The following is a 25,263-nucleotide window of genomic DNA, read 5'->3' on the forward strand; positions in this document are numbered from 1 at the left end:
GAGGCGCGTTCAAGTTGGGTGTGTTCGTCACGGGTGTGCGTCCTCGCTGGTCGGATATGGACGCGTTCGGTCACGTCAACCACGCGAACACCGTCACCCTCCTGGAAGAGGCCCGGATAGACCTGCTGTTCACCGAGGCGACGCGGCACGGCGTGGCAGACCTGGCCAAAGGCGTGGTCGTGGCCCGCCTCGTGGTCGACTACCTGAGCCCGCTGGTGTTCACCGGCGACGAGATCGTGGTCGAGATGTCGGTGCGGGAACTGAAGTCGGCGTCCTTCACGTTGGACTACTCGATCCGCAACGGGCGGCGCGAGGGGAGCCCCGTGGTGACGACGGCGGAAACCCTCATGGTGCCCTACAACCTGACGGCCGGTCGTCCGCGTCGTCTCCTAGAGGCCGAACGCGACTTCCTCGCGGGTTGGCGTGCCGGAGGTAACGGTGCCTGAGTTGCTGCTCGCCGCTCCCGCGGAGCGGGACGACCTGGGCGCGTTCGTCGCCCGCGCGGTGCGCCTGGACGCGCAGACCGTCGTGCGCCTGCGCAACCGCCCGGACAGCGACCTGCTGGACGCCTGGGTGGCCACCCCGTTCGACGCGCTGGCGACCCGCACCGTGGCGGGCCGCGTGACGCCGGGCGACGTGACGGTGTCCGGCAGCGACCTGCTCACCGGGTTGGCCGTGGTGCGCAGCGAGAAGGTCGACCCGGGCCCGGCACGCGACCTGATGTGGCGCTCCGCCCTGCCGCCCGCGGAGGGCTGGCTGCCGGTGGACCGCCTGCCCGGCGCCGTCGTCTCGGAGCTGGCCGAGCAGGGCGTGGCCGTGGCCCGCGAGAACCAGGGCCCGCACGGCACCCCGCCCGCGTCGTTGCTGGACCAGACGGTGATCACGGTCAGCGGTTCGGGCCTGGCCGTGAAGGTGCCGCTGCGCTGCCTGTTCGCGCTCTCCGGCATGGGCTTCCTGGGCGGCGACGACGTGCGCGTCACGGCGACCGACGCGTGGCTCCGCATCGACGCCCGCTTCGGCGCCGTAGTCCGCCGCCGCCACTCCATGCTCCCGCTACTGGTCTAGAACGCCCCGCCCCCGGCCCGCGCGCTCCTCGGAACCGCGTGCCGGGGGGCGGAACCGGGTGCCGGGGCCGGCCCCGATCCCGTGCCCGACCGGCCAAACGAAGTACACCGGCCAGCCGGACGGACCTGCGAATCAGACCAGCCAGACCGCGGTATCGGGCGGCAACTGGTTCCCGTCCATCGGTCCGCTCGACAGCAGCACCTCTCCCGGCGGCAGGGGCACCGGCCCTCCGGAGGTGTTGAGGGCGCAGATGAGGCCACCGGCCTTGGTCGACCCACCCCCGCTCAGCTCACCGCCCTTGCGCCGGAAGGCGAAGCACCCGGCGGGTGCGCCGTACCACTCGACCTCGTCGCCGCCGATGGCCCGGTGCGTCTTGCGCAGCTCCACGGCGTGCCGGTAGAGCGACAGCATGGACTCCGGGTCCTCCAACTGGGATTCGGCCGTGAGCGCCGCCCACTCGTTCGGCTGGGGCAGCCAGGTGTTCACCCCCTCGGAGAACCCGTACGGCGGCGTGGCGCCCTCCCAGGGCAGCGGAATCCGGCACCCGTCACGACCGCGCTCGGTGTGACCCGACCGCAGCCACATCGGGTCCTGGAGCGCCCACTCCGGCAGCTCCACGTTCGGCAGGCCGAGTTCCTCGCCGTTGTACAGGTAGACCACGCCCGGCAGCGCGAGTTCCACCAGCGCCATGGCGCGGGCCCGCCGGACGCCCAGCGAGCCGCCGCCGTACCGCGTCACGTGACGCACCACGTCGTGGTTGGACAGGGTCCACGTGGGCGGGGTCCCGGACGACTGGACCGCCGCCAGCGAGTGCTCGATGGCCGAGCGCACCGCGTCCGCGTCGAACGGGGCTTCCACCAGCCGGAAGTTGAAGCCGAGGTGCAGCTCGTCGGGCCGGATGTACCGGGCGAACCGCTCGTCGTCCTTGACCCAGATCTCGCCGACCGTCATGCGGCCCGGGTACTCGTCGACGACCTTGCGGATCATCCGGTGCACGTCGTGCACGGCGTCGTTGTCGAACCGCGGGTCCAGCGCGTTGTCGTGCATGACACCCGACCCCTGCGCCGCGCGCGGGTCCATGTCGGGCAGCCCGTAGGGCTTGGCCATGCCGTGCGCCACGTCGATGCGGAACCCGTCGACACCCCGGTCGAGCCAGAACCGGAGCGTCCGGGCCAGGTCGGTCGGCACCTCGGGGTGCTCCCAGTTCAGGTCCGGCTGCTCGGGCGCGAACAGGTGCAGGTACCACTGGCCGTCCGGCACGCGGGTCCACGCGGACCCGCCGAACACGCTCGTCCAGTTGTTCGGCGGCTGGGAGCCGTCGTAACCCCGCCCGTCGCGGAAGAAGTAGCGCTCCCGCTCGGAACTGCCGGGCGCCGCCCGCAACGCCGCCTGGAACCACTCGTGCCGGTCGCTCGTGTGGTTGGGCACGAGGTCGACCGTCACGCGGATGTTGTGCTCGTGGGCCTCGGCGATCAGCCGGTCGAACGCCGCCAGGTCCCCGAACAGCGGGTCCACGTCCCGGGGGTCGGCGACGTCGTAGCCGTGGTCGGCCATCGGCGAGGTGTAGAACGGCGTCAGCCACAGGGCGTCGACGCCGAGCAGTTCGAGGTACCCCAGCCGGGACCGGATGCCTTCCAGGTCACCCACGCCGTCGCCGTTGGAGTCGGCGAAAGAGCGCACGTAGACCTGGTAGAAGACGGCGTCACGCCACCAGGCGGACTCGTCGGCGATCTCTGGTTGGAGGTCGGAGGATCGGCGCACGAGGTGTCATCCTGCCACCCGCACCCCGAACCCCGTCCTCGTTCGGGTGATCAACAATCAGGCCCAGGCGTTCATCAGGCTGTTCGCGGCCATCTCCAGGTACGCCCAAAGCTGGTCACGGTGCTCGGGAGTGAGATCCGCCTCGTCCACCGCGACCCTCATGCAGCGCAACCACGCGTCCCGCTCAATGGGACCGATCACGAACGGAGCGTGCCGCATCCGCAACCGGGGGTGTCCGCGCTGGTCGGAGTAGGTGTGGGGACCGCCCCAATACTGCATCAGGAACAGCCGGAACCGCTCTTCGGCAGGCCCGAGGTCCTCCTCCGGGTACAGCGGGCGCAACACCGGATCGTCCGCGACCTGCTCGTAGAAGCGCGCGACGATCTTGTGGAAGGTCTCGTACCCACCCACCGCTTCGTAGAAGTTCTCGGCACTGCTCACACAACCATCCTGCCACCAGCCGACAAGTGGGCGACCCCACACACCCCTGCCCGCTGCGTGTCATCCCCGTATGGCCTGCGCGCCAGCGAACCGCGCTTCGCCAGGGAGGGCAAGCACGCTTTTCGCTTGCCCTCCCTGGCGAAGGGTGGTTGTCTCTGACCAGGCCATACGGGGATGACACGCAGCCCTCAACGTCATCCTTGGCGGTCTGCCCGTCCGGCGAGGACGCTTTTACCCCGCGCTCGAATCCCGCTCAGGACTTCAACGAGATCCCAGCCTCTTCCAACGCAGGCATCAACTTCGCGCGAAGGGCCCGCTGCACCGCCCACTGCCGCCCCGGGCGAACCTTCGCCGTGACCCGCATCGTGATGCCCTCCGGCGTGACCTTCTCCACGCCCAACACCTGCGGCTGGTCGATGACGTCCTTCTCCAGGACCTCCTCCGCGACAGCCTCCTCGGCCGCCGTGGTCAGCACCGAGGTGGCCGACGCCAGGTTGGCCCCGTACGCCAGCGGCAGGTCCACGACCGCCACCGCGAACCCCTGGGACGAGTTGCCGACGCGCAGGATCTCGCCGTTGCGGACGTACCACACCGTGCCGTTCGTGTCGCGGATCGTGGTGATGCGCAGCCCGACCGACTCCACGGTTCCGGTGGCCGGCCCGAGGTCGACCACGTCACCCACGCCGTACTGGTCCTCCAGCATCATGAACATGCCGGACAGGAAGTCCTTGACGAGGTTCTGCGCGCCGAAACCGACCGCGACACCCAGGATGCCCGCCGAGGTGAGGATGGGCGCGGGGTCCATGCCCAGCTCGGTGAGCACCTGGATGAACGCGATGCCGAACACCACGATCGTGGTGACCGACTTGAGCACCGAGCCGATGGTCTTCGCGCGCTGCTCGCGCCGCTCGGACACCAGGACCCCGAGCGCCTGCGGCGCGCGTTCCCGCAGCGGGCGCAGCAGCTTCGGCTTGCGCTCCTCCGACGAGCCCCGGGTCAGCCGGTCGATCAGCCGTCGCAGCAGGAACCTGAGCACGACCGCGATGAGCACGGTCAGCGCGATCCGCAACGCCCCTTCGGCGATCTTCGGACCGTTGGCCACCCACCAATCGACCGCGAGCGTCGACTCGAGTCCCACCGGCTCACTCCTCCTTCGCTATCACCCCGAACTCCAGCCCGGTGGCCCCGGCCAGGAAGGTCAACTGGTCCACGGCCAGCGCCAGCGACCGGCTCACCGACCGGCCCGCGTGCCCCACCTCGGTCTCCCGGCGCAGCAGCACGGGGTGCTTCGTCGGATCGCTCGCCGACGCGTGTTGCAGCGCGGCGCACATCTTGCGGGCGTGGTTGGGGTCCACTCGACTGTCCGACTCGAACACCGTGAACAGCACCGAAGGGTACTCAACGCCGGGGCGCACGCGGTGGTACGGGGAGTACGACAGCAGCCACGCCAGCTCTTCCGGGACCGCGGCGCTGCCGTACTCCTCCGCCCACAGCCGCCCGAGCAGGAAGTTCTCGTAACGCACCATGTCCAGCAGTGGCGCCGAGCACACCACCGCCGCGTACAGCTCCGGGCGCTGGGTGAGCGCCGCGCCGACCAGCAGCCCGCCGTTGGAGCCGCCCATGATCGCGAGCTGCTGGGGCGTGGTCCAGCCGTCGGCCACCAGCTTCTCGGCCGCCGCGTGGAAGTCGTCGAACACGTTCTGCTTGCGCTCGCGCATCCCGGCGCGGTGCCACTCCTCGCCTTCCTCGTCACCGCCGCGCAACGAGGCGTGGACCCAGACCCCGCCCGCTTCGACCCACGCCAGCGCCGTCGCGCTGTACCCGGGACCGCGGCCGACGGCGAAACCGCCGTAGCCGGTCAGCAGGGTCGGCCGGGGCAGGTCCGGGTGTCGGGAACCGGACACCACGAACATCCGCACGGTGGTGCCGTCCAGCGACCCGTAGGCGATCTGCTGGGTGGTCACCGCGGGCAGCTCCACGGTGCCCGGTGCGGCGGCGTGCAGGGTCGTCTCGTTGCGCGACAAGGAGAACCGGTACACCGACAGCGGGGTCACGAAGTCGGAGAAGCCGAACCACAGCACGTCCCGGTCCACCGTCGACGCCGTGTCCACAGTGGACCAGCCGTGCAGTGAGCCGGTGCCCGGCAGCGGGATCTCCGCCACGTGCTCACCGGTGTCCGCCGAGTGCAGGTGCAGCTCGGAGACCGCGTGCCTGGTCCGCAGCAGCACCAGCGCGCCGTCCAGCCAGTTCGCGCCGTCCAGCACCGAGTCGGGCTGCTCGGGCACCAGCTCCACCCACTCCTCGGGCGGTGCCGGGTTCGCCGGGTCGGTCACGCACAGGCGGAAGCGGGGCGCGTCCAGGCTCGTGCGCAGGAACAGCCTCCCGTCCTCGACCCACGCCGAGCACTGCGCGCCCGCGTCGGCCAGAATCACCGGTCGCAGCTCGCCCGAGCCGTGCAGGTCGGCGATCCACACCGAGTCCCGGCGCACGGTGCCCGGTGCGCCGCTGATCACCAGCCACCGGCCGTCGTCGGTGACCGACAGGCCGTAGTAGTACGTGTGGTCCAGTCCGTCGCCGTGGACGTTGACGTCCTCGGCCGGGTCCGTGCCCACCCGGTGCCGCCACACGCGGCGGTGGAACTGGCGCTCGTCCTCGGGCACCAGGTCCGGGTCGAGCCGACGCACGTAGAAGAACTCCTCGCCGCCGGGCAGCCAGCCCACCGGCGAGTACCGGCACCGGTCGATCGGGCCTTCGACCAGCTCTCCGGTGGTCACGTCCAGGACGTGCAGCAGCGAGTGCTCGTCGCCGCCCACCGACACCTGGTAGGCGAGCCGGGTGCCCTCCACGGAGGGTGACCAGCGGTCGAGGGTGGTGCGGCCCGACGGGTCCAGGCGCGTCACGTCGAGCAACGCGCGCTCCACCCCGTCCTCGTTCACGTAGAGCACCGGGTGGTCCTGGTCCGGGTCGCGGCGCGTGTAGAACGCGCGCCCCGCTCGCCAGACGGGCGTGCCCACCGATCCGGTGCGCATCAGCTCGGCGAGCCGGTCGCCGAGCGGCTGCCGACCGGGCAGGGCGTCGAGCCACGATCGGGCGAGTGCGTCCTGGGCCGCGGACCACTCGGCGGTGCGGGGGTCAGCGGGGTCCTCCAGGTGGCGGTACGGGTCGGCCACCGGGTGTCCGTGCAGGTCTTCGACCAGGTCGAGGCGTTCCGCCACCGGGTAGGCGATCGTCGCGGGCAGGGCCGCGGGAGAAGGGTCCGTCACTCCGCCGAGCGTAGCGCGGGAACTGAAAACCATGTCCGATAGGGGCCAGTTCACCGAAGTTTTGGTCCCGGCCGCATGACGCGTCACCTATCACACGTGATTTTTGGGGGTGTTCTGTGGTCTGCTATGGCTGAACCGGTGGAGGTGGTCGCGTGCCAGACCGACAACCCACCCCGATCGGCGCCCTGGCGAACGCCGGGATCGCGTCGTTGGCCCCGTCCGGCCAAAATCACAGCGCAGCGGGCGGGGAAGGGGCCGGTCCGGCGCCCTTGGTGCTGCCCTGGGGAAGACGGAAAGTCCTGCTGCTGAACGCCACGTTCGAACCGCTGACCGCGCTGCCGCTGCGGCGGGCGGTGGTCCTGGTGGTGTGCGGGAAGGCCGAGGTGGTGCACGGCGACCCGGCGGGTGCCGTCGTCCACTCGTCCACGTCCGAGGTGGTGGTGCCCTCGGTGATCAGGTTGAGCAACTACGTGCGCGTGCCGTACCGCGGTCGGGTGCCGCTGACCAGGGCCGGGCTCATGCACCGGGACAGGTACCGGTGCGCGTACTGCGGCGGACGCGCCGAAACCATCGACCACGTGGTGCCGCGCTCTCGCGGCGGGCCCCACTCGTGGCAGAACTGCGTGGCCTGTTGTGCGAAGTGCAACCACCGCAAGGCCGACAAGCTGCTGTCCGAACTGGGGTGGCGGCTGCGGGTCGTCCCCACCGCGCCGCGCGGGCCGCACTGGCGGCTGCTCGCGGGCGTGACCGAGGCGGATCCGCTGTGGTTGCCGTATCTCGGGGAACCCGCCGCTTAGCTCGCGGTGATCCGCACGGAGTCGCGCGCCGTGATGCGCACGGAGTCCCGGGCCGTGATGCGCACCGAATCGCGCGCCGTGATGCGCACCGAATCGCGCGCCGTGATGCGGACCGAGTCCCGCGCCGTGATGCGGACCGAGTCCCGCGCCGTGATGCGCACGGAGTCGCGAGCCGTGATGCGCACGGAGTCCCGCGCCGTGATGCGGACCGAGTCGCGAGAAGTGATGCGGACCGAGTCCTGAGCCGTGATCCGGACCGACCCCGTGATCCGAACCGACCCGAACGAAGTGATGCGGACGGAGTCACGCCCAGTGATCCGCACCGAGCCCAGCCCGGTGATGCGGACCGAGTCACGCTCCGTAACTACCGTCGAACCGCGCAACGCCGTGATCCGAACGGAGTCACGCGAGCTACCCCGAACATCCTCAAGAGCGGTGATCCGAACGGAGTCACGCGCAGTGATGCGCACCGAGTTGGCCGTCACGCTCGGACGCTGAACAGTCGTGACCGACTCGCCCATCCGGGTGTAAGACGAACGAGTGAGTGCAGCGTGCGGGGCGTGGTTGACGGTGTACATGTCGTGTCCTCCGAGACTCATCGGGTGGGAATTAGTATCCGGAAACGGATGCGCAAGACCCGTACAGGTGAAAAGCTAGAAGCCGAGTGGGCCCAGGACAAGACGCCAAACCGGCCGCCATTCGCCTCCTTACGGGGGAAGGCCGAACGGCCGTACTCACTGCTCCGGTCGAGCACAGTGGCTACGTCTTTCGGGGACTATGGACACGGTGCGTAACGTGGGCTGTGGTCGAGAGCCGGCCGGATCACAGACGGGGCGTCGCGCGTGGGCAGATCTATCGACGTCAAGGGCGTCCGAACAGCGGGATTCCGCCTGCTGACCGGTGCTTGGGTCACCTCCCTGGTGGGAGACGGGGTGCGCACCGTCGCCTTGCCGCTGTTCACGGCGGTGAGCACGCGGAGCCCGCTGGCGGCATCGGCCGTCGCGGTGTCCGTGGTGCTCCCGTGGCTGGTGGTGGCGTTGCCGGCGGGCGTGCTGGTGGACCGCTGGCGGCCCAGGCTGGTGGTGGCCGTCGCGCACGGGTTCCGAGCGGTCGTGACGGGCCTGCTCGCGGGCGCGGTGTTCACGGATAGTGCGGGCGTCGCGGTGCTCTGCGCGGCGGGCTTTCTCCTCACCAGTGCGGAGACGTTCGCCGACTCGGCGTCCCAGGTGCTGCTGGTGGAACTGGCCGGCGACGACCTGGAGGAGGCCAACGGGCGGTTCGTGACGGCCGAGACGGTGGGCATGGACCTGGCCGGCCCGCTCGCCGCGAGCCTCCTCTTCTGGTGGAACCCGGCGGCGTGCTTCGCGCTGGACGCGTTGACGTTCGTGGTGGCCGCGTTTTTCGTGGTGCGGCTGCCCGACGTCCGGGGCGGGGCGCCCGACACCCGGGGCGACGACCCGGTCGGCGCGCTGCGGGTGCAGCTGGCGGAGGGCGCCGGTCACCTGTTCCGCGACCTGGGGCTGCGGGTCCTGGTGCTGGCGGTCGCGGTGACCGCCCTGTGCGCCGCGGCCGTGAACGCGATGCTCGCGCTGTACTCGATCAACGTGCTCGGGCTGCGCGAGGAGTTCGTGCCGTGGCTGGTCGTGGTGATGTCGGCGGGCGCGGTGCTCGGCGCGCGCCTGAGCCCGCGGCTGGCACCGAAGCACGGCGCGGGTCCGGTGATGGTGGGCGCGCTGGTGCTGCTGGGCGCGGCGTTCGCCCTGTTCGGCGCGGTGCCGCTGCTGCCCGTGGCGATCGGCGCGGTGTTCCTGTTCGGGTTGGCGTCGGCGGGTTGGAACGTGCTGTCCGCGACGCGCAGGCAGCGCCTCACCCCGAAACCGCTGATGGGTCGGGTCACCAGCGCGTACCGCGTGCTCGCGTGGGGCCTGTCGCCGATCGGGGCGGGCCTGGCGGGCCCGCTGGCGGCCGAGACGTCCCTGGGCGCGGTCTACGTCGTGTCCGGCGTGGTCGTCGTGGTGACCGCCCTGGCCCTGGCGCGCCCCCTCGCCCGGACGTGACGGGGGCGATCGGTTACCGTAACCGCCGTGACCATCGTGGAGACCGTTTCCGTCTTCGCGCTGATCCCGCTGGCCATCTACGGCGTGATCACGCTACTGACGCTGAGGCCGAAGGCCACCCGCATCACGCGGTACCGGCCGGGCCAGGAGTGGAACTACGCGCCCGTCTGGTGGAGCGCCAACCCCGGTGGGCTGCCCGCCACGCACGCCGGCACCCACCACGCCGCCGAGGCCGCGCGGCCCTCCGGCCCGACCGCTCGCGGAGGCGCACGTGGCAACTGGTGAGATCACCCGACCCGACCCGGGTTCCCTGGAACTCGGCGCGGCGGTGACCAGCAGCGGCCGGGTCTCCGCGGCGAAGATGTACGAGCCGCACGCGCCGGCGCTGCCGTTCAAGCCGGCGCAGCTCGCCGCGCTGGACGAGGCGATCACGCTGGCCAGCCGCACCACGGGCCTGGACTTCAGCGTGTACCTGGGCGAGCTGGGCGCCGACGCCCACGCGCGTGCCGAGGAGCTGCACGCCGCCACGCCGCGCCCGTCGCACGCGGTCCTGGTGGCCGTGTCGCCGGGCGAGCGGGTCGTGGAGGTGGTGACCGGCGACGAGTCCCACCGCCGGCTGCCCGACCGCGGCGCGAAGCTCGCGGTGATGAGCATGGTGGCCTCCTTCAAGGAGGGCGACCTGGCCGGTGGCCTGGTCAGCGGCCTGCGGATGCTCACCGACCAGGCGGGTTCGGCACCGCGCTCCTGAGAAAGAGCCCACGCAAAACCCAGCACAACGAGAAGGCCGCGACCCGATTCCCGGGCCGCGGCCTTCTCGCTACCACGAGTCCCTACGACCGGTCGAACTCCTGCGCCGCCAGCGCACGCACGATCCCTGCCCGACCCTCCGACACCAGCCGCCGCAACGCGGGCGGGCGCTCCTCGGCCAGCCACGCGTCCGCCGCCGCGACCGTGTCCGCCGCGATCGACCACGACGGGAACAGCCCGACGACCATGGACTGAGCCCGCTCGCTGGACCGCCGCTCCCACACGTCGGCGACGTCGGCGAAGTACCGCGTCACGAACGGCTGCAACAGCTCCTTCTGACCGGGGTGCTGGATGCCCGCGACCACGGCTTCGCTGACCGCGTTGGGCAGGTCGTCGTCGTTGACGGCGCGGTCCCACGCCTCGGTCTTGGCCGCCGCGGTGGGCCGCAGCGCCCGCGCGGACTCGGCACGCCGCCGCCCGGTGGCGGTGGGGTCGCGCTCCTCCTCGGCCGCGATCTCGTCCAACCCGGCCGCGCCGTGCGCGACGAGCGCCTGGAGCAGCCGCCACCGCAGGTCGGTGTCCACGTCCAGGCCGGGCAGCACGTCGGTGCCCTCGTACCAGCCGCGCAGCACCCGCAGGCCCTCTTCGCCCAGCACGGACCCGGCGAGCGAGTTGACGAACGCGAGCTGGTGGTCGGAGCCGGGTTCGGCGGCCCGCGCCAGCTCCAGGGTCTTGGCGACGAACCGCCGCCAGCCCTCGTCGCGCCACGACGCGTCGGCGTACGACGACAACGCGGTCTGGGCCTGGAGCAGCAGCCGCTGCACCACGCCGACCTCGGTCTCCGCGTGCAGGCCGCCGAGCACCAGGTTGACGAAGTCGCGTGCCTTCAGCTCCGCCTCGCGCGTCATCTCCCACGCGGCCGACCAGCACAGCGTGCGGGGCAGCGGCTCGGCGATGTCGGCGATGTGGTCGATCAGCGACGCCAGCGAGTCGCTGTCCAACCGCATCGTGCAGTAGGTCAGGTCGTCGTCGTTGACCAGCACCAGCTTGCCGCGCGGCACGCCGACCAGGTCGGGCACCTCGGTGCGCTCGCCGGACACGTCCAGCTCCACGCGGTGCGTGCGCACCAGCTTGCCGTTGTCGTCCGCGTCGTAGACGCCGACCGCGATCCGGTGCGTGCGCAGCTCGCCCGCGCCGGGCCGCGCGCCGCCCTGGAGCACCGCGAACTCGGTGAACTTCCCGGCGGCGTCGACGGAGTACCTGGGGCGCAGCAGGTTCAGGCCGGTGGTCTCCAGCCACTGCGCGCTCCACCAGGACAGGTCGCGGCCGGACGCCTCCTCCAGCGCCGACAGCAGGTCGGCGAGGGTGGCGTTGCCCCAGGCGTGCTTGGCGAAGTAGACCCGCAGGCCCGCGAGGAAGTTGTCCAGGCCGACGTAGGACACGAGCTGCTTGAGCACCGACGCGCCCTTGGCGTAGGTGATGCCGTCGAAGTTGACCTCGACCGCCTGGAGGTCCGGGATGTCGGACGCGACGGGGTGCGTGGAGGGCAGCTGGTCCTGCCGGTACGCCCAGGACTTCTCGATCTTGGCGAACGTGGTCCACGCCTGCCGGTACTCGGTGGCCTCGGCCTGCGCCAGCACCGACGCCCAGGTGGCGAACGACTCGTTCAGCCACAGGTCGTCCCACCAGCGCATGGTGACCAGGTCGCCGAACCACATGTGCGCCATCTCGTGCAGCACGGTCTCGGCGCGCCGCTCGTACATGTAGCGCGTGACGCGGCTGCGGAAGACGTAGTCCTCCAGGAACGTGACGCAGCCCGCGTTCTCCATCGCGCCCGCGTTGAACTCGGGCACGAAGCACTGGTCGTACTTGCCGAACGGGTACTTGACGCCGAACGCCCGGTGGTAGAAGCCGAAACCCTGCTTGGTCTCGTTGAACAGCCGCTCGTGGTCCATGTGCTCGGCCAGCGAGGCACGGCAGTAGATGCCCAGCGGGATGGTCGTGTCGCCGTCGGTGAACTCGTCGCGCCACTCCGCGTACGGGCCGGCGACCAGCGCCACCAGGTACGTGGACATGGGTTTGGTGCGCTCGAACACGTGCCGGTCCGCGCCGCCGATACCGTCCACAGTGGACTCGACCGGGGCGTTGGAGATGACCTTCCAGTCCGCGGGCGCGGTCACCGCCAGGTCGTACACCGACTTCAGGTCGGGCTGGTCGAAGCACGCGAACATGCGCTTGGCGTCCGCGGTCTCGAACTGGGAGTACAGGTAGACGCCGCCGTCCACCGGGTCGACGAACCGGTGCAGGCCCTCGCCGGTGTTCATGTACCGGCAGTCGGCCTCCACGGTCAGCTCGTTGACCTCGGCGAGGTCGGGCAGCGCCAGGCCGTCCTCCTCGCGGTAGCCCGACACGTCCAGCTCGACGCCGTTGAGCACGGCGCGGTGCACGGTGGCGGCGACGATGTCGACCCACGAGGACGCGCCGGGCGTCCGGCTGCGGAACGCGACCGTCGTGGTCGAGCGGAACGTGTCCGAGCCCGGCTTGCCACCACCGTCGGTCAGGTCCAGCTCGATCCGGTAGGAGTCGACTTCCAGCAGCGCAGCCCGCTGCTGCGCCTGGTCGCGGGTCAGGTTGGGTGCCGCCACTGGTCACCTCGTCTGCCGGCGCACTGGTGCGTGCCGCCGACCTCGTCGGAACGGGGGAAGTGTCGTGTCGGTGAACACAACAGTCGCATCCAATCACGTGAGACGGGGACGCGTGGACCCCGTCCGAGGGAAGAGTCCGTGCGGTCGGTTGGTTGGCATGTGGTGGTGAGTTCGGACGCCGGCGTGGCGGACCGCGCACAACCGCCGATCACGAGGAGAAACGCACCATGTCCACCAAGGTCGACTTCTACTTCGACCCGGCCTGCCCGTTCGCCTGGATCACGTCCCGCTGGATCCTGGAGGTCGAGCAACAGCGCGACATCGACCTGAGCTTCCGGGTGATGAGCCTCTCGGTGCTCAACGAGCACCGGGACGTGGACGCGGGCTACCGGGCGTTCCTGGACAAGGCGTGGGGTCCGGTGCGGGTGGCCGTCGCCGCCGCCAAACACCACGGCGACGACGTGCTGCGCGACCTGTACACGGCGTTGGGCACGCGCATCCACCACGAGCGCGTCAAGGACTTCGACAAGGCCGCCAGGCTCGCGTTGGCGGACGTCGGGCTGCCCGCGGAGCTGGCGGAGGCCGCGCACTCCACCGACTACGACGAGGACCTGCGCGCGAGCCACCACCGCGGCATGGACCCGGTGGGCGACGACGTCGGCACGCCCACCATCCACATCGACGGGGTGGCGTTCTTCGGGCCGGTGCTGACCCGCGTGCCGCGTGGCGAAGAGGCGCTGAAGATCTTCGACGGCGCGGTGGCGCTGGCCGGCTACCCGTACTTCTTCGAGCTGAAGCGCGGTCGCACGGAGGACCCGCGGTTCTCCTGAGGCCCCGGATGTGACACTCTGAGTCGAAAGTCGTCCCAGAGTGTCACAACATCCGGGAGTGCGGTCATGATCGAGGTCGTCAACCCGACCACCGAAGAGGTCATCGGCACGGTGCGGGCGGGCACGCCCGGCGACGTCGACACGGCCGTCACCCGGGCCGCCGCCGCGTTCCCGGCGTGGGCCGCCACCGCCGTCGAGGAGCGCGCGGAGGTCGTCCGCCGCATCGCCGAGGGCCTGACCGCGCGGGCGGACGAACTCGCCTCGACCATGACCGCGGAGATGGGCACGCCCATCACGTTCGCGACGAAGGTCCAGGTGCCCAACCCGGTCGGGATCGCCAACGGCGTCGCCGACGCGCTGGAGGCGGGGTACTTCACCGACGAGGTGATCGGCAACTCGCTGGTCGTGCGGGAACCGGCCGGCGTGGTTGCCGCCATCACGCCGTGGAACTTCCCGTTGCAGCAGATGGTGGCCAAGGTCGTCCCGGCGCTCGCGGCGGGCGACGCGGTCGTGCTCAAGCCCAGCGAACTCGCCCCGCTCACCGCCGACCTGCTGGCCGAGGTGGTCGCCGCGGCGGGCGTGCCGCACGGCGTGTTCGAACTGGTCCACGGCACCGGCCCGGTGGTGGGCGAGGCGCTCGCCGCGCACCCGCGGGTGGACGTGGTGTCGTTCACCGGGTCGACCCGGGCCGGCCGCCGGGTGTCCGCGCTGGCCGCCGAGACCGTCAAGCGGGTCGCGCTGGAACTCGGCGGCAAGTCCGCGAACGTCGTCCTCGACGACGCCGACCTGGGCCGCGCGGTGAAGATCGGCGTGGCCAACGCGTTCATGAACAACGGCCAGGCGTGCAGCGCGTGGACCCGGCTGCTCGTGCCCGCCGACCGGCAGGAGGAGGCGTTGGCCACCGCCGTCGCCGCCGCGGCGAAGTACGTGCCGGACGACCCGGCGCGGTCCGGCACGCGCCTGGGCCCGGCCGTGACCGCGGCGCAGCGGGACCGCGTGGTCGGCTACATCCGCCGCGGCGTCGAGGAGGGCGCGCGGCTCGTGCACGGCGGCGTCGACGCGCCCACCGAGCGCGGGTTCCACGTCGCGCCGACCGTGTTCGGCGATGTGACGTCGGACATGGTCATCGCGCAGGAGGAGATCTTCGGGCCGGTGTTGTCCGTGTTGCCGTACACCGACGTGGACGACGCGGTGCGCATCGCCAACTCGACCATCTACGGGCTCGGGGGCGCGGTGTTCTCCGCCGACCCGGAGCGCGCGCTGGCGGTGGCCAAGCGGCTGCGCACCGGGCAGGTCGACATCAACGGCGCGGCTTTCAACACCAGCGCGCCGTTCGGCGGGTACCGGCAGTCGGGCAACGGGCGCGAGTTCGGCCGGTACGGGCTGGACGAGTTCACCGAGGTCAAGTCGATCCAGCGTTGAGGGTCACGCCCGCAGCACCCCGTCCACCAGGCGCGGCACGGCGTCGCTCACGTTCACGCACGACGCGAGCGCCACGTCGCCCATGTGCCCGGCCGCGATCAGCTCCCGCCCCGAAACGCACCCGGTGAGCACGTCCTCCACCGAAGACCGCGCGAACACCTCCGCCGCCACGACGGCCTCCACCGACGCGGCCCCGTACCCGAGCAACGACGCGAGCACCGCCCCCGCCCCGACCAGGTCCTCCACCGCGGGCCGCAACGGGCCGCGGGAGGTGGTGGGGCCCCACCGCTCACCCGCCGCGACCACCCCGATGGGCCCGCCGTGCGCGAGTTCCCGCGCGGCGGTGGCGACGGCACGCGCGTTGCGCAGGCAGCCGGCGAGCACCAACGACCCGGTGGCCGCCGCGAGGTCGCACAGGGTCGCCCCGTTCGGCGACGGCAGCTCCAGCACGGTTCCCGCCGGCAGCTCCACCAGGGACGACGGCCGCAGCGACCACGTCGGGTCGGCGGGCGCCGCGGCGCGCTCCCGGTCGCCCCACCGCACGGGGCGCACCGCGGCGCCACGCCCGACGGCGATGTCCACCGCCGTGCTGAACGACAACACGTCCACCACGACCAGCACGGCGCACGTCCCGCCGAGGGCGGCGATGCCCTCGTCACCCCACTCCAGGCGCAGCTGGTATCCCTCTTGTCCGAACACCCGGGCAAGGATGGCAGACTTCCCGGACGTGCGCGTTTACCTGGGATCGGACCATGCGGGCTTCGAGCTGAAGGCCCACCTCGCCAAGCACCTGACCGAAGCCGGCCACGAGGTGGTCGACGTCGGCCCGGCGGTGTACGACGCGGAGGACGACTACCCGCCGTTCTGCATCGAGGCGGCCCGCCGCGTGGTGGCCGACGAGGGCAGCCTCGGCGTCGTGATCGGCGGCTCGGGCAACGGCGAGCAGATCGCCGCCAACAAGGTGCCGGGCGCGCGGGCGGCGCTGGCCTACAGCGTCGAGACCGCCCAGCTCGCCCGTGAGCACAACAACGCCCAGCTGATCGGCGTGGGCGCGCGGATGCACTCCGCCGAGGAGGCGACCGCGATCGTCGAGGCGTTCCTGGCCACGCCGTTCTCCGACCAGCCCCGGCACGCCCGCCGCGTCGCGATCCTGAGCGAGTACGAGCGGACCGGCGAGGCGCCGGCACTGCCCTGATGATCCGCGAGCTGCTGTTCGAGGACCTGTCCGGGGTGTTCACCCCGGACCCGGAGACGGTCATCGACGCCGCGGCCGACGAGCCCCGGTACCTGGAGCGGGTGCCGGGGCTGCTCGCCGTGCTCACCGACCCGGATACCGAGCGCTACCACCGGTTCCTGGCGGTGCAGGCGCTCGCGACGTGGGGCCACGCCCCGGTGTACCCGGTGGTGGCGGCCACGGCCGAGGCGGGCCGCCGCTCGCCGTGGCTGGGGATGCTGACCGACCAGCGGGGCCGGGACCGGACGTTCCCGGAACTGGCGCTGGCCGTCGCGGAGGGCAGGCGGCACACCGCGGGCACCGCCGGTGAACCCGCCCGGATCGCCGCGCTGACCGCGCTGGTCGGGCTGGGCGACGAGCTGTTCTTCGACTGGCAGCTGGCCCACGCCGCCGACGAACCCGCGGTGGCCGACGCGCTGGCGGCCGTCGTGGACCGCGGCGTGGAGCGCGGGGACGAACCCGATTTCGACCGGGTGCTCCAGCTCGCCGACCTGTGCGCCGTGCTGGCCCGGCACGACCGGCCGCGTGCGGAGGTGCTCGCGGAGCGCCTGCTGCGCAAGGACCGCCGGCTGACCGTGCGCACCCATCTCGCGACGGTGGTGCCGGTCCGTGCCTGAAGGCCACACCCTGCACCGGCTCGCGAAGCTCCACCACCGCCGCTACGCGGGCCGCGCCGTCGCCGTGAGCAGCCCGCAGGGCCGGTTCGACGCGTCCGCCGTGGACGGTCGGGTGCTGCGTCGGGCGGAGGCGCACGGCAAGCACCTGTTCCACGTGTACGGCCCCGACGCGACCGTGCACGTCCATCTCGGCCTCTACGGCACGTTCACCGAGGCCACGCGCCCGGTCGCGGAACCGGTCGGCCAGGTGCGGATGCGGCTGGTCGGCGACACGCACTGGACGGACCTGCGTGGCCCGACCCGGTGCGAGGTGCTCACCGACGTGGAGGTGGCCGCGCTGCGTGCCCGCCTCGGCCCCGACCCGCTGCGCCGCGACGCCGACCCGGCCGCGGTGTTCGCCCGCCTCACCCGGTCCCGCCAGCCGATCGGCGCGTTGCTGATGGACCAGCGGGTCGTGGCGGGCGTCGGCAACGTGTACCGGGCGGAGCTGCTGTTCCGCCACGGCGTGCACCCGCTGACGCCGGGCACCGCCGTCGACCGCGCCCGGTGGGACGAGATGTGGGCAGACCTCGTGGTGTTGATGCGTGCCGGTGTGCGCGTCGGGCGCATCGACACCGTGCGGCCCGAGCACCTGCCCGAGGTGACCGGTCGCGCGCCGCGTCAGGACCGGCACGGCGGGGAGGTCTACGTGTACCGGCGCGCCGGTCTGCCGTGCCTGGTGTGCGGCACGCCCGTCGCGCAGGCCGACCTGGTGGGCCGCAACCTGTTCTGGTGCCCCGGCTGCCAGCCGCGGGGCTGACGCGCGACCGCGACGACGAAGGGCCGCACCCGGAACGGGTGCGGCCCTTCCCCCGTCCGGGTCAGAAGTCGAAACCACCGCCGAAGTCGCCACCGAAATCGCCGCCGCCGAAGTCCCCGCCGCCGAAGTCGCCACCGGCGTCACCGCCCGCGTCACCACCGCCGTCCGCGCCCGCGCCATCGGCGTAGCCGTCCGCGTAGGCGGCGTTGAGGGCGTCCGGCGAGACACCGGCCATGCCCGAGAACATCGCGTTGAACAGCAGGAACGAACCGACGCCCCACGCGCCCGCCACCAGCGCGGGCTTCCACCACGGCTCGCTGTACCAACCCTGCGGCACCGGACGGCCCGCGACCACACCACCGGGGTAGTAGTGCGGGGTGCCCGCACCCGGCTGCGGCGACGCCGAGTAGTCGTGGCCCTCGACGGTGACCCGCCGGTCCTCCGTGACGCGACCCGCGCGGCCCTGACCGGTGAGGTCCGGCAGCTCCGGGCCCGGGTCCAGGCCCATCGCGGTGCGCGCGGCCCGCACGTAGTACAGGCCCTCCATCGCGGTCTGGGTGACCAGGCGGCACTGATCCAGGGTCTTGGCCTGCTCCATCTGCGAACCGGCGGCGGTGAAGCGCTCGGACGCGTCGGCCAGCGCCTGGCTGGACGCCACGTCCGTGCCGGTCAGGTTCATCACCTGCCCGCCGAGCCGCTCCACCCAGCGCCGCGCCTCGGCCTGGGCGTCGTCCAGCTCGCGCTGCCGGGCCGCCGCACGGGACTTCGCGAGGTACCAGACGCCGCCCACCACCACGACGAGCAGCACCAGCACCACGATGGTGGCGTTCACGGAGGACCTCCCGGGCAGTGCGACAGCTTGATGCCCCGCTCAACGCCCGGGACCGGGGTGAAGGTTCCCGAACCGCTCAGAACACCTCCGGACAGTGTGGGTCCTCGACCCACGAGAACGCGTGCGACAGGCGGAAAAGGGCACCCGATGTGAGTTCCCGCACCTCCTGGCCGCGAGCCAGGGAGGTGAGCCGCGTGCCGCCCAGGAAGGCCGCGCCGAGCGCCCGCACGTCCAGTGCCACGTCCGGCGCGTCCGTCACCCGCCGCACGTCCGCCACGCCGTCCCGCACGGTCAACCGCCACCGACCGGCGTTCCACGGGCAGAACGCGTCCGCCACCTCCAGCACCACGTCCACGTCGGACGGGTAGCGGCGCAGCACCAGCGCGCGGTCCACGTCCACCAGCCGCACCCACAGCGCGTCCGTGCGGTGGCGCAACGCGAGCCTCGGGTCCGCCAGCAGGTGCACCACGGGGTCGTCGGACGCCGTTTCGGCCTTCAGCTCGCCGATGTGGTCGAGGTCGAGCAGGTACCGGTAGAGCGCGGCGTACGCCTCGTCGGTCTCCGCGGCGAGCGTGCGCACGTGCAACTCGTTGCGCGGGCCCCGGTCCTGCCAGTCGTGCTTGACCCGGTACACCGCGTACCCCCGCGGGTGCAACGCGTACCGGTAGGCGGTGCGCCCGTCGCGGTCGCGCTCCTCGTCGGCGAGGAAGTGGTCCCAGCAGGCGTCGTCGCGGTTCAGCCAGCCGGTGCGCGTCGGCCGCAGCCGTTCGTACAGCTCCTTGAGGAACGGCATCGCCTCCGCCGCGGGCACCTCCCGCACCCGTGCGTCGCCGAGCGCCACCCCGGGCCGGAACGCCGCGCCGCGCGGGATCTCGATGCGGGTCACCTCGGTCGCCATGCCGTAGCCGAACCGGCCGTAGATGCCCGCCTCGGACGCCCACAGCGCCGCGATCGCCTCCCGGCCCTCGTCGTGCAGGCCGTGCAGCTGGGTCCGCATGAGCTGCGTGAGCACGCCACGCCGGCGGTGACCGGGTTTCACGCCGACCGACGTCACCGCGGCCAACGGCTGCGGACCGCCGCCCGGCGTGGTGACCTGCCGCGTCTCGACGCCGCCCGCGCCGATCAGCTCGTCGCCCTCGAACACCCCGTGATGGCGTTCGGGCTCGAACAACGCACGCCACCGGCCGAGGTCCTTCTCGTCGGTGTCGTGCAGGAACGCCTGGTCGACCATCTGCTGGAACGGGATCAGATCGTCGTCGTGGAGGGTGCGAACGGTGAACGCCATGGCCCCGTCTTACGCCGGCGGCCGGGTGCGGCGCGATCGAGTTTCTAGCCCGGGGGCCAGGTCAAGGACCGCCCGCCCAGCACGTGGCAGTGCACGTGGAACACCGTCTGGCCGCCGTCGCGACCGGTGTTGAACACCAGGCGGTAGCCGTCCTCCGCGATGCCCTCGGCCTTGGCCACGTGATGCGCGGCTTGCAGCACATCGCCCGCCGTAGCGGGGTCCATGTCGCCCACGGCCGTGAAGTGCGCCTTGGGGATCACCAGCACGTGCGTCGGCGCTTGCGGGGTGATGTCGTGGAACGCGAGGACGGTGTCCGTCTCGTGCACCACCCGCGCGGGCACACCGCCCGCGACGATGCGGCAGAAGAGGCAATCGGCGGTCACGGGGCTCATCGTAGGGCGCACACTGTGCCGATGGCGCGCACGAAGCTCCGGGCGGTGTGGAGATGCCTGGTGACGGTCACGATCGGGTTCCTCATGGTCTACCTGGCGGTGCGCCTCGGCGAGGTGCTCTGGCGCGCGATCACCACGTAGCCCGGTCACCCGCGGGCGTACATGATCACCCCGACGCCGGCCAGGCAGAGCAACGCGCCGATCACGTCGAACCGGTCCGGGCGGAACCCGTCGAACACCACGCCCCAGACCAGGGACCCGGCCACGAACACCCCGCCATAGGCAGCCAGGATCCGGCCGAAGTTCGCGTCCGGCTGGAGCGTCGCGACGAAGCCGTAGGCGCCCAGCGCGATCACGCCCAGCCCGACCCACCACCACCCGCGCTGCTCGCGCACACCCTGCCAGACCAACCAGGCCCCACCGATCTCGGCGACGGCGGCGAGCACGAACAGCAGCACGGACCGGAACACACCCATGGCGGGGAACTCTAAAGACGGTTCACCAGCCGGGCGGTGCGCCCGAAGGCGAACCACCCGATGCTGCCCAGGAACGGGAACGCGATGATCACCACGAGCCACAGCAGCTTCCCGCCACCGGTCAACCGGTCCTGCCGGAGGACCGACACGAACGCCGCCACCCAGAGGGCGACCAGCAGCAACGCCGCGAGCACGAGGAACACGGCGATGACGACAGCGGCGGTGTTCGAGGAGTCCTCGGCGAAACCCACGACCATCGGGCCAACCTACGAGCCCCACCGACGTCCCGCCGTCCGCCGCCACCCGGTCAGGTGAAGCCGGCTCGCAGACCGCCGTCGACCGGATCGCCGCAGGGGGTGGGAAAACGCCGCGAGGGGAGGGGAGAGCGGGTGACGGGAATCGACCCCGCATGACCAGCTTGGAAGTGCGGCGTCCACCCTGGCTCACCGCTCCTGGCCAGCGCCCGCCTCGGCTTTGAGCGACCGCTGATGGCTCGTGTTGGTCTGTACTAATCGCACGCTAATCGCACAGTGTCCGGAGCTGTAGTGAGTCGTGGCGGGACACGCCCAGTTGTGACGGCCTCAGTTCGCAGGCGGCCGGTGGATGATGGTCGGGAAGTTGACGGGCCCCGCATGGTTCAGATCGCGCGACTCGGGATCGGGGAGGGCATGGCAGACGTGGCAAGACGCAGAGGGCCAACGTTCGATCGAGGCGTAGGGGCCGCTGGGCGGAGCGACAGTCGGGATCCTAGCGGCGCTTTGGAGTTGGGCGTGGGAAACGATTCGAGTAGCGAGCGGTCTCTTCGGATGCCAGCTAACGTGTCTGTTGATTTCGTTGATGGGCAGAGGGTGGTGAGGGTTCGTCACAATACTGTTGATCGTGGCGTGGTTGTTATTGAACAACGCTTTCCTGATGCGCTTCAGCACCTCTATGTCGACCGATCGCCTAATGGGCAAGTCGCTCTATATTCTGGAAGCTTCGTATTGAATGACGAAGATGACGAGGGTGACTACATCGGGGTTGTGCGATTTAATTGGCTTCCCACGGTACGCGCTGAGGCGCTGGGAGAGTCGAGAATAGACCTGAGGTCGTTGTCGGGGCTCATGGGAGGTGGGGGCGCGCGGTGGTCGACTTTGGCCACCGTGTCGTTGCCGTACACCACGGTTCCGGAACCGCCTGAAGCGTGTGAGTTCGAATGGTCGAACACCTCTGGCTCGCGGTTTGTCCACACGCGTTTGGGCGATCAAAGCGTGGGCGATGAAGGAACGAGTTTGGATCGAGTGACTTTCTTCGTCCCGAACGGCTGGGCGCAAGGTTTTTGCTCGATTAACATCCGCGACTATCAGGAGCCGTGGATCTGGTGGAGGGGGCGCGTCGAGGTTGATCTTGACGAGTGGGTAGTCAGTATCGATCTTCGCCGTGAAATGGGCGGGAAAGCAGGTTGGGATGAGTTGCGAGCTTCGGGCGGCTCTCGCTTCACGCACGTCGGAGAGCTTCGTCGTAAAGATGGGCGCACGTTCGCGTACGCCGACGTAACTGACCTGCTGCATCAGTTGGGTCTGGCTATGAGTCTCACACTAGGTAGATGGGTGCGCCCCCTTCTTCCTGTTGGGTGGGCCGGTGAAGTGCCAGTGTGGTCTTCATGGCGAGTGCAACCAATCGATAGAATGATCTCGGTTCATACGTGGAGCGACCGTACTGAGTTTCCTTCGCAGTTGGCCGAAGTCGCGCGTCGAGTAGTTGAATTCTGTAGAGACGGCCAGCAGGCGGAGATTCTGCAGTACGCGGTTTCGTACTATGTGACCATCAATACAAACACAAGCGCAGAGTTGAGTACCGCGATCCCCATCTCGGGGCTTCAGATGCTCGCTTATGACCTCTTCATTGAGAGGAAGGCGGTCTACTCTCGATCGAGGTGGTCAAAATTGCATACCGAGGAGGAGATTCGACTACTTCTCGAAGACTGTGGCATCGACCTTGGGATTCCGAGTCATATGGCTCATCTCAAAGATGTTGCTACCGCGCTCGGTCCCACGGATGACGGACGGCCTCGCGATGCACTCAGGTGTTTGGTCGATATGAGGAACTTGGTCGTTCATCCCACGCGAGACAAGCCGATCAAGTGGCGTTTCGAGCAATGGGTCGAGGCGTCGATACTCGCTTGTCATTACCTGGAGTTGGCGATATTGCGGGTGATCGGTTTCGAGGGGAAGACTCGTTCGCCGCTGAAGCCTTCTATTGCGGAAGGGGCTGTATACCAGGTCCCCTGGGTTTGAAAGAATCTCAGCTCTGCCGTGGCATGGTGACGTTGATGAGACGGCGGAGCCGTCGCGGCAGCCGATCGCCGCGCCCCGCGCTGTCAGCCGTGTGATCACGCGATCGTCCCGGCCCCGGTGAGCGGAAGTGGTTAGAGCAGTCCGCATCTAGGTGATGCGCCGACTTCCCTGACACGTGCGCTGATTCCGCGCGTGGCCGACGGGCGGAGCGGGGGCCCGGTGTGCCGTGATGCGGGGAGTCGGTGCAGAGGCGAGGCGGGACTGGCTGCGCGTTGCCGCTGGCGGCGCGTCTTGATCCTGTAGAGCGGAATTCGGCAATGCGGCAGGTCGGCTTGGGTGGCGCTGTCCATGCGCTGGGGGCTGCCTAGGGTGGCGGGGTGGATCTCGTTGCGTGGGCCTTCGCCGTGGCGGAGGAACGGTTGGCCGATTCGTTGCCGCGGCGGTGGGCGCATGTCCGAGGGGTCGCGAAGCGGACGGAGCGGGCGGGTGGGCTTCTGGGACTGGGTGATCGGGAGCTGCTGAAGGCGGCGGCCGTGTTGCATGACGTTGGGTATGCGCCAGAGCTAGCTCTGACTGGGTTCCATCCGCTTGACGGTGCGCGGTACCTCGCCGGGGAGGGGTTTCCGGAGCGGGTGGGCGCTCGTTGAACACTCCTGTGCTTACCGGGAGGCTGAGCTGCGTGGGCTGTCGGGCAAGCTGGCCGAGTGGGAAGACGAACGGACCGTGGTTCGTGACGCGCTCTGGTGGGGCTGACATGACAACAGCTCCAGAAGATGTGGTTACGTTGTTCATTCGTCAAGCTGGCCGCCGCAGTCGAGCGCACCGAGGAAAGGCTGAAGGCCGCAGGTCTGGATCAAACAGCGAAATAGGGAGTCGGGAGATTCGCGTAGCCGTGTTCGATGCGGAGGCGGATCGACGGGTGGATGTTGAGCGCGGCCAAGGCATCACGGTCCACCCAGTGCACCTCGCTGGACTCGCTGCTGGTGCGTAGCTCGCCGCCGACCAGGCGGGCGCGGAAGCAGATGGAGAACTCCTGGCGGACCTCGCCGTCTGTGTAGGCGATGACGTGCGCGGGGTCTGAGTAGACGCCGATGAGGTCGGTCGGCTCGACGTCGTACCCCGTCTCCTCCTTGACCTCACGAACCAGGGTGTGGCCGATGGTCTCGCCAACGTCCTGGGCTCCACCGGGGATCGAGTACAGGTCGTTGTCGGTTCGGCGGATCATGAGCAGGCGGCCCTCGGGGTCCTGGACGAACGCGGTCACCGCCACGACGATGTTGGTGGCCTGAGGGGCATTCGGGTCGTTGTAGTGGTCGGTGCGCGCCATGCCCACCTGCCTATCACTTGGGCGGCTTGGCGTCGTCCCACACGCCCTGGAAGCTCTCCGCGTACGTCTCGAACAGGTCGCCGCCGGAGAGTCGGCGAAGGTGCAGCACGGGAGCGTGAGCGGCCACGAAGCCGTGTACGTGGGTGTTGGCCAGCATCTCGCCATCGAACCTGTAGATCGAGTTGTAGAACGTCGTCCGGTAGCAGCGGACCCGCACCACCTCGGATTGGGCGACTTCCTTCTTGGTCTCCGGTGCGATGGCGTCGGGCCACAGGTAGCGCGCGGCTTCACGGACCATTGACGCGATCGTGCGGCGGTGCCTGGGATACAGCGTCCGAATATGGGTGTACGAGCGGATCGCCGACGTCGACCGCGGGCACCACCACGAGGCCCTGTGCTGGGCGGCGCGTGAGCGGGCGATGGGCAAGCAGGTTGTGCCACGCTCCCCTAAGGGACGCGGAGTGAGTGTCGTGCGCATCGGGAACGATGCGGTGCGGGCTCCACGGCGGGCTGGTCCCGGCGAAGCTGTCACGGGCGGAGAGCGGTAGGCGCGGGCGCGGTGCCGAAGACCTGGCTCAAGATCGCCTGAAAGGCGTAATCGCATCCCGGGTGCCCACCAGCGTGGTGAGCTTTGGTGGCGGACGGAGCGTAGCCCCGCTGACCTGCTGGAAGAGGAGAGAGCGGGTGACGGGAATCGAACCCGCATGACCAGCTTGGAAGGCTGGGGCTCTACCATTGAGCTACACCCGCATCGCGTCCACGGGGGTGGGCGCGGGGTCAGCTTAGCCTGTCGCGATAAGGTGTTGGCGACCGGGGCGTGGCGCAGCTTGGTAGCGCACCCGCTTTGGGAGCGGGGGGTCGCAGGTTCAAATCCTGTCGCCCCGACGGTCGGGTCTCTACCAGTGGTGACGCTGGTAGAGGCCGCTCCGGCACCTCGACCGGGGGCAACCCTCCACTGTGGACCTGCCCCGCGGTCGCTGCGAGCCGTTCTTGAGCA

The 25,263-nt window shown here is 70.4% G+C and carries 28 protein-coding genes and 2 tRNA genes; 15 read left to right on the plus strand and 15 right to left on the minus strand.

Annotation, left to right across the window (positions count from 1 at the left end; genetic code table 11):
• The first annotated feature begins 14 nt into the window (after positions 1–14).
• Positions 15–446, plus strand: a complete 432-nt coding sequence (locus KZQ38_RS26760; protein ID WP_219445614.1) for an acyl-CoA thioesterase — start codon at positions 15–17, stop codon at positions 444–446.
• Entirely contained in the window at positions 439–1,065 is a 627-nt protein-coding gene (locus tag KZQ38_RS26765; protein WP_219445615.1) for a DUF8185 domain-containing protein, read from the plus strand. Before KZQ38_RS26760 ends, KZQ38_RS26765 begins: the two co-directional genes overlap by 8 nt.
• Positions 1,066–1,197: 132 nt before the next feature.
• Here the strand turns inward: KZQ38_RS26765 and KZQ38_RS26770 are convergent, their stop codons facing one another.
• The 4 genes from KZQ38_RS26770 to KZQ38_RS26785 all read right to left on the minus strand — a co-directional run bounded on the left by KZQ38_RS26770 (position 1,198) and on the right by KZQ38_RS26785 (position 6,530).
• Positions 1,198–2,826, minus strand: a complete 1,629-nt coding sequence (locus KZQ38_RS26770) for a glycoside hydrolase family 13 protein (RefSeq protein ID WP_219445616.1) — start codon at positions 2,824–2,826, stop codon at positions 1,198–1,200.
• A gap of 57 nt (positions 2,827–2,883) precedes the next feature.
• A complete protein-coding gene (locus tag KZQ38_RS26775; RefSeq protein WP_219445617.1) occupies positions 2,884–3,267 on the minus strand; it encodes a globin in 384 nt (127 codons plus the stop codon).
• A gap of 253 nt (positions 3,268–3,520) precedes the next feature.
• Positions 3,521–4,405 (minus strand): mechanosensitive ion channel family protein, encoded by an 885-nt coding sequence (locus tag KZQ38_RS26780; protein WP_219445618.1) that lies wholly within the window; start codon positions 4,403–4,405, stop codon positions 3,521–3,523.
• Between the two features lie 4 nt (positions 4,406–4,409).
• Positions 4,410–6,530: a prolyl oligopeptidase family serine peptidase gene (locus tag KZQ38_RS26785; protein WP_308258609.1), complete on the minus strand. Its 2,121-nt coding sequence runs from the start codon at positions 6,528–6,530 to the stop codon at positions 4,410–4,412.
• Positions 6,531–6,682: 152 nt separating this feature from the next.
• Here KZQ38_RS26785 and KZQ38_RS26790 point away from each other — a divergent pair, with 152 nt between their 5' ends.
• Complete coding sequence (locus tag KZQ38_RS26790) at positions 6,683–7,327, plus strand: HNH endonuclease (RefSeq protein WP_219445622.1); 645 nt, start codon at positions 6,683–6,685, stop codon at positions 7,325–7,327.
• Here the strand turns inward: KZQ38_RS26790 and KZQ38_RS26795 are convergent.
• Positions 7,324–7,710 carry a DUF2345 domain-containing protein gene (locus KZQ38_RS26795; RefSeq protein ID WP_219445624.1) on the minus strand — a complete coding sequence of 129 codons (387 nt, stop codon included), beginning with the start codon at positions 7,708–7,710 and terminating at the stop codon, positions 7,324–7,326. The two genes, KZQ38_RS26790 and KZQ38_RS26795, sit on opposite strands and share 4 nt — an antisense overlap.
• Before the next feature lie 459 nt (positions 7,711–8,169).
• On the opposite strand from KZQ38_RS26795, the gene KZQ38_RS26800 reads away from it, so the two are divergent.
• The 3 genes from KZQ38_RS26800 to KZQ38_RS26810 are packed head-to-tail and all read left to right on the plus strand — an operon-like array spanning position 8,170 to position 10,132.
• Positions 8,170–9,384, plus strand: coding sequence for an MFS transporter (locus KZQ38_RS26800; protein WP_219445626.1), 1,215 nt, complete (start codon positions 8,170–8,172; stop codon positions 9,382–9,384).
• A 27-nt stretch (positions 9,385–9,411) separates the two neighbouring features.
• Complete coding sequence (gene ctaJ / locus KZQ38_RS26805) at positions 9,412–9,669, plus strand: aa3-type cytochrome oxidase subunit CtaJ (RefSeq protein ID WP_219445628.1); 258 nt, start codon at positions 9,412–9,414, stop codon at positions 9,667–9,669.
• Positions 9,656–10,132: a DUF5130 family protein gene (locus tag KZQ38_RS26810; RefSeq protein ID WP_219445630.1), complete on the plus strand. Its 477-nt coding sequence runs from the start codon at positions 9,656–9,658 to the stop codon at positions 10,130–10,132. Before ctaJ ends, KZQ38_RS26810 begins: the two co-directional genes overlap by 14 nt.
• 82 nt (positions 10,133–10,214) lie before the next feature.
• Here the strand turns inward: KZQ38_RS26810 and pepN are convergent, their stop codons facing one another.
• A complete protein-coding gene (gene pepN / locus KZQ38_RS26815) occupies positions 10,215–12,776 on the minus strand; it encodes an aminopeptidase N (protein ID WP_219445632.1) in 2,562 nt (853 codons plus the stop codon).
• A 227-nt stretch (positions 12,777–13,003) separates the two neighbouring features.
• On the opposite strand from pepN, the gene KZQ38_RS26820 reads away from it, so the two are divergent.
• Positions 13,004–13,606 (plus strand): mycothiol-dependent nitroreductase Rv2466c family protein, encoded by a 603-nt coding sequence (locus tag KZQ38_RS26820; RefSeq protein ID WP_219445633.1) that lies wholly within the window; start codon positions 13,004–13,006, stop codon positions 13,604–13,606.
• A gap of 66 nt (positions 13,607–13,672) precedes the next feature.
• Entirely contained in the window at positions 13,673–15,028 is a 1,356-nt protein-coding gene (locus tag KZQ38_RS26825) for an aldehyde dehydrogenase family protein (RefSeq protein WP_219445635.1), read from the plus strand.
• Between the two features lie 3 nt (positions 15,029–15,031).
• Here the strand turns inward: KZQ38_RS26825 and KZQ38_RS26830 are convergent, their stop codons facing one another.
• Entirely contained in the window at positions 15,032–15,727 is a 696-nt protein-coding gene (locus tag KZQ38_RS26830) for a 2-phosphosulfolactate phosphatase (RefSeq protein ID WP_308258610.1), read from the minus strand.
• Positions 15,728–15,755: 28 nt separating this feature from the next.
• On the opposite strand from KZQ38_RS26830, the gene KZQ38_RS26835 reads away from it, so the two are divergent.
• The 3 genes from KZQ38_RS26835 to KZQ38_RS26845 are packed head-to-tail and all read left to right on the plus strand — an operon-like array spanning position 15,756 to position 17,678.
• Positions 15,756–16,223: a ribose-5-phosphate isomerase gene (locus KZQ38_RS26835; RefSeq protein WP_219445805.1), complete on the plus strand. Its 468-nt coding sequence runs from the start codon at positions 15,756–15,758 to the stop codon at positions 16,221–16,223.
• Positions 16,223–16,879 (plus strand): hypothetical protein, encoded by a 657-nt coding sequence (locus tag KZQ38_RS26840; protein WP_219445637.1) that lies wholly within the window; start codon positions 16,223–16,225, stop codon positions 16,877–16,879. The genes KZQ38_RS26835 and KZQ38_RS26840 overlap by 1 nt, the downstream gene beginning before the upstream one ends.
• Positions 16,872–17,678 carry an Fpg/Nei family DNA glycosylase gene (locus tag KZQ38_RS26845; protein WP_219445638.1) on the plus strand — a complete coding sequence of 269 codons (807 nt, stop codon included), beginning with the start codon at positions 16,872–16,874 and terminating at the stop codon, positions 17,676–17,678. Before KZQ38_RS26840 ends, KZQ38_RS26845 begins: the two co-directional genes overlap by 8 nt.
• Positions 17,679–17,739: 61 nt before the next feature.
• On the opposite strand, the gene KZQ38_RS26850 is transcribed toward KZQ38_RS26845, so the two are convergent.
• From KZQ38_RS26850 to KZQ38_RS26870, 5 genes are all read right to left on the minus strand, one after another.
• Positions 17,740–18,510: a hypothetical protein gene (locus KZQ38_RS26850; protein WP_219445639.1), complete on the minus strand. Its 771-nt coding sequence runs from the start codon at positions 18,508–18,510 to the stop codon at positions 17,740–17,742.
• A gap of 76 nt (positions 18,511–18,586) precedes the next feature.
• Entirely contained in the window at positions 18,587–19,795 is a 1,209-nt protein-coding gene (locus tag KZQ38_RS26855; RefSeq protein ID WP_219445640.1) for a GNAT family N-acetyltransferase, read from the minus strand.
• Positions 19,796–19,839: 44 nt separating this feature from the next.
• Positions 19,840–20,178, minus strand: coding sequence for a histidine triad nucleotide-binding protein (locus tag KZQ38_RS26860; RefSeq protein ID WP_219445641.1), 339 nt, complete (start codon positions 20,176–20,178; stop codon positions 19,840–19,842).
• A 155-nt stretch (positions 20,179–20,333) separates the two neighbouring features.
• Positions 20,334–20,663, minus strand: coding sequence for a YnfA family protein (locus KZQ38_RS26865; RefSeq protein ID WP_219445642.1), 330 nt, complete (start codon positions 20,661–20,663; stop codon positions 20,334–20,336).
• A gap of 11 nt (positions 20,664–20,674) precedes the next feature.
• The gene (locus KZQ38_RS26870) at positions 20,675–20,920 is read right to left on the minus strand and encodes a PLDc N-terminal domain-containing protein (RefSeq protein WP_219445643.1); all 246 of its coding nucleotides are present in this window, start codon (positions 20,918–20,920) and stop codon (positions 20,675–20,677) included.
• Between the two features lie 561 nt (positions 20,921–21,481).
• Between KZQ38_RS26870 and KZQ38_RS26875 the strand changes: the two genes are divergently transcribed.
• Positions 21,482–22,939, plus strand: coding sequence for a YopA family protein (locus tag KZQ38_RS26875; RefSeq protein ID WP_219445645.1), 1,458 nt, complete (start codon positions 21,482–21,484; stop codon positions 22,937–22,939).
• A gap of 404 nt (positions 22,940–23,343) precedes the next feature.
• Positions 23,344–23,586 carry an HD domain-containing protein gene (locus KZQ38_RS37530; protein ID WP_372452290.1) on the plus strand — a complete coding sequence of 81 codons (243 nt, stop codon included), beginning with the start codon at positions 23,344–23,346 and terminating at the stop codon, positions 23,584–23,586.
• A 206-nt stretch (positions 23,587–23,792) separates the two neighbouring features.
• On the opposite strand, the gene KZQ38_RS26885 is transcribed toward KZQ38_RS37530, so the two are convergent.
• Both KZQ38_RS26885 and KZQ38_RS26890 read right to left on the minus strand, forming a co-directional pair.
• Positions 23,793–24,266 (minus strand): NUDIX hydrolase, encoded by a 474-nt coding sequence (locus KZQ38_RS26885; protein ID WP_219445649.1) that lies wholly within the window; start codon positions 24,264–24,266, stop codon positions 23,793–23,795.
• Between the two features lie 13 nt (positions 24,267–24,279).
• Positions 24,280–24,564 carry a hypothetical protein gene (locus KZQ38_RS26890; protein ID WP_219445651.1) on the minus strand — a complete coding sequence of 95 codons (285 nt, stop codon included), beginning with the start codon at positions 24,562–24,564 and terminating at the stop codon, positions 24,280–24,282.
• Between the two features lie 46 nt (positions 24,565–24,610).
• On the opposite strand from KZQ38_RS26890, the gene KZQ38_RS37260 reads away from it, so the two are divergent.
• Positions 24,611–24,814, plus strand: coding sequence for an AMED_5909 family protein (locus KZQ38_RS37260; RefSeq protein ID WP_308258611.1), 204 nt, complete (start codon positions 24,611–24,613; stop codon positions 24,812–24,814).
• 131 nt (positions 24,815–24,945) lie between these two features.
• Here the strand turns inward: KZQ38_RS37260 and KZQ38_RS26895 are convergent.
• A tRNA-Gly gene (locus KZQ38_RS26895) sits at positions 24,946–25,016 on the minus strand.
• A gap of 61 nt (positions 25,017–25,077) precedes the next feature.
• On the opposite strand from KZQ38_RS26895, the gene KZQ38_RS26900 reads away from it, so the two are divergent.
• A tRNA-Pro gene (locus tag KZQ38_RS26900) sits at positions 25,078–25,151 on the plus strand.
• Positions 25,152–25,263: the final 112 nt, after the last annotated feature.

The sequence above is a fragment of the Saccharothrix obliqua genome (assembly GCF_019375475.1).
Taxonomy (GTDB): domain Bacteria; phylum Actinomycetota; class Actinomycetes; order Mycobacteriales; family Pseudonocardiaceae; genus Actinosynnema; species Actinosynnema obliqua.

What these genes read in the sequence shown, in the direction of transcription:
- KZQ38_RS26855 (WP_219445640.1), bottom strand. Translation starts at nt 19,795, where the DNA reads ATGGCGTTCACCGTTCGCACCCTCCACGACGACGATCTGATCCCGTTC.
- KZQ38_RS26820 (WP_219445633.1), top strand. Translation starts at nt 13,004, where the DNA reads ATGTCCACCAAGGTCGACTTCTACTTCGACCCGGCCTGCCCGTTCGCC.
- KZQ38_RS26840 (WP_219445637.1), top strand. Translation starts at nt 16,223, where the DNA reads ATGATCCGCGAGCTGCTGTTCGAGGACCTGTCCGGGGTGTTCACCCCG.
- KZQ38_RS26890 (WP_219445651.1), bottom strand. Translation starts at nt 24,564, where the DNA reads ATGGTCCGTGAAGCCGCGCGCTACCTGTGGCCCGACGCCATCGCACCG.
- KZQ38_RS26865 (WP_219445642.1), bottom strand. Translation starts at nt 20,663, where the DNA reads ATGGGTGTGTTCCGGTCCGTGCTGCTGTTCGTGCTCGCCGCCGTCGCC.
- KZQ38_RS26870 (WP_219445643.1), bottom strand. Translation starts at nt 20,920, where the DNA reads ATGGTCGTGGGTTTCGCCGAGGACTCCTCGAACACCGCCGCTGTCGTC.
- KZQ38_RS26885 (WP_219445649.1), bottom strand. Translation starts at nt 24,266, where the DNA reads ATGGCGCGCACCGACCACTACAACGACCCGAATGCCCCTCAGGCCACC.
- KZQ38_RS26825 (WP_219445635.1), top strand. Translation starts at nt 13,673, where the DNA reads ATGATCGAGGTCGTCAACCCGACCACCGAAGAGGTCATCGGCACGGTG.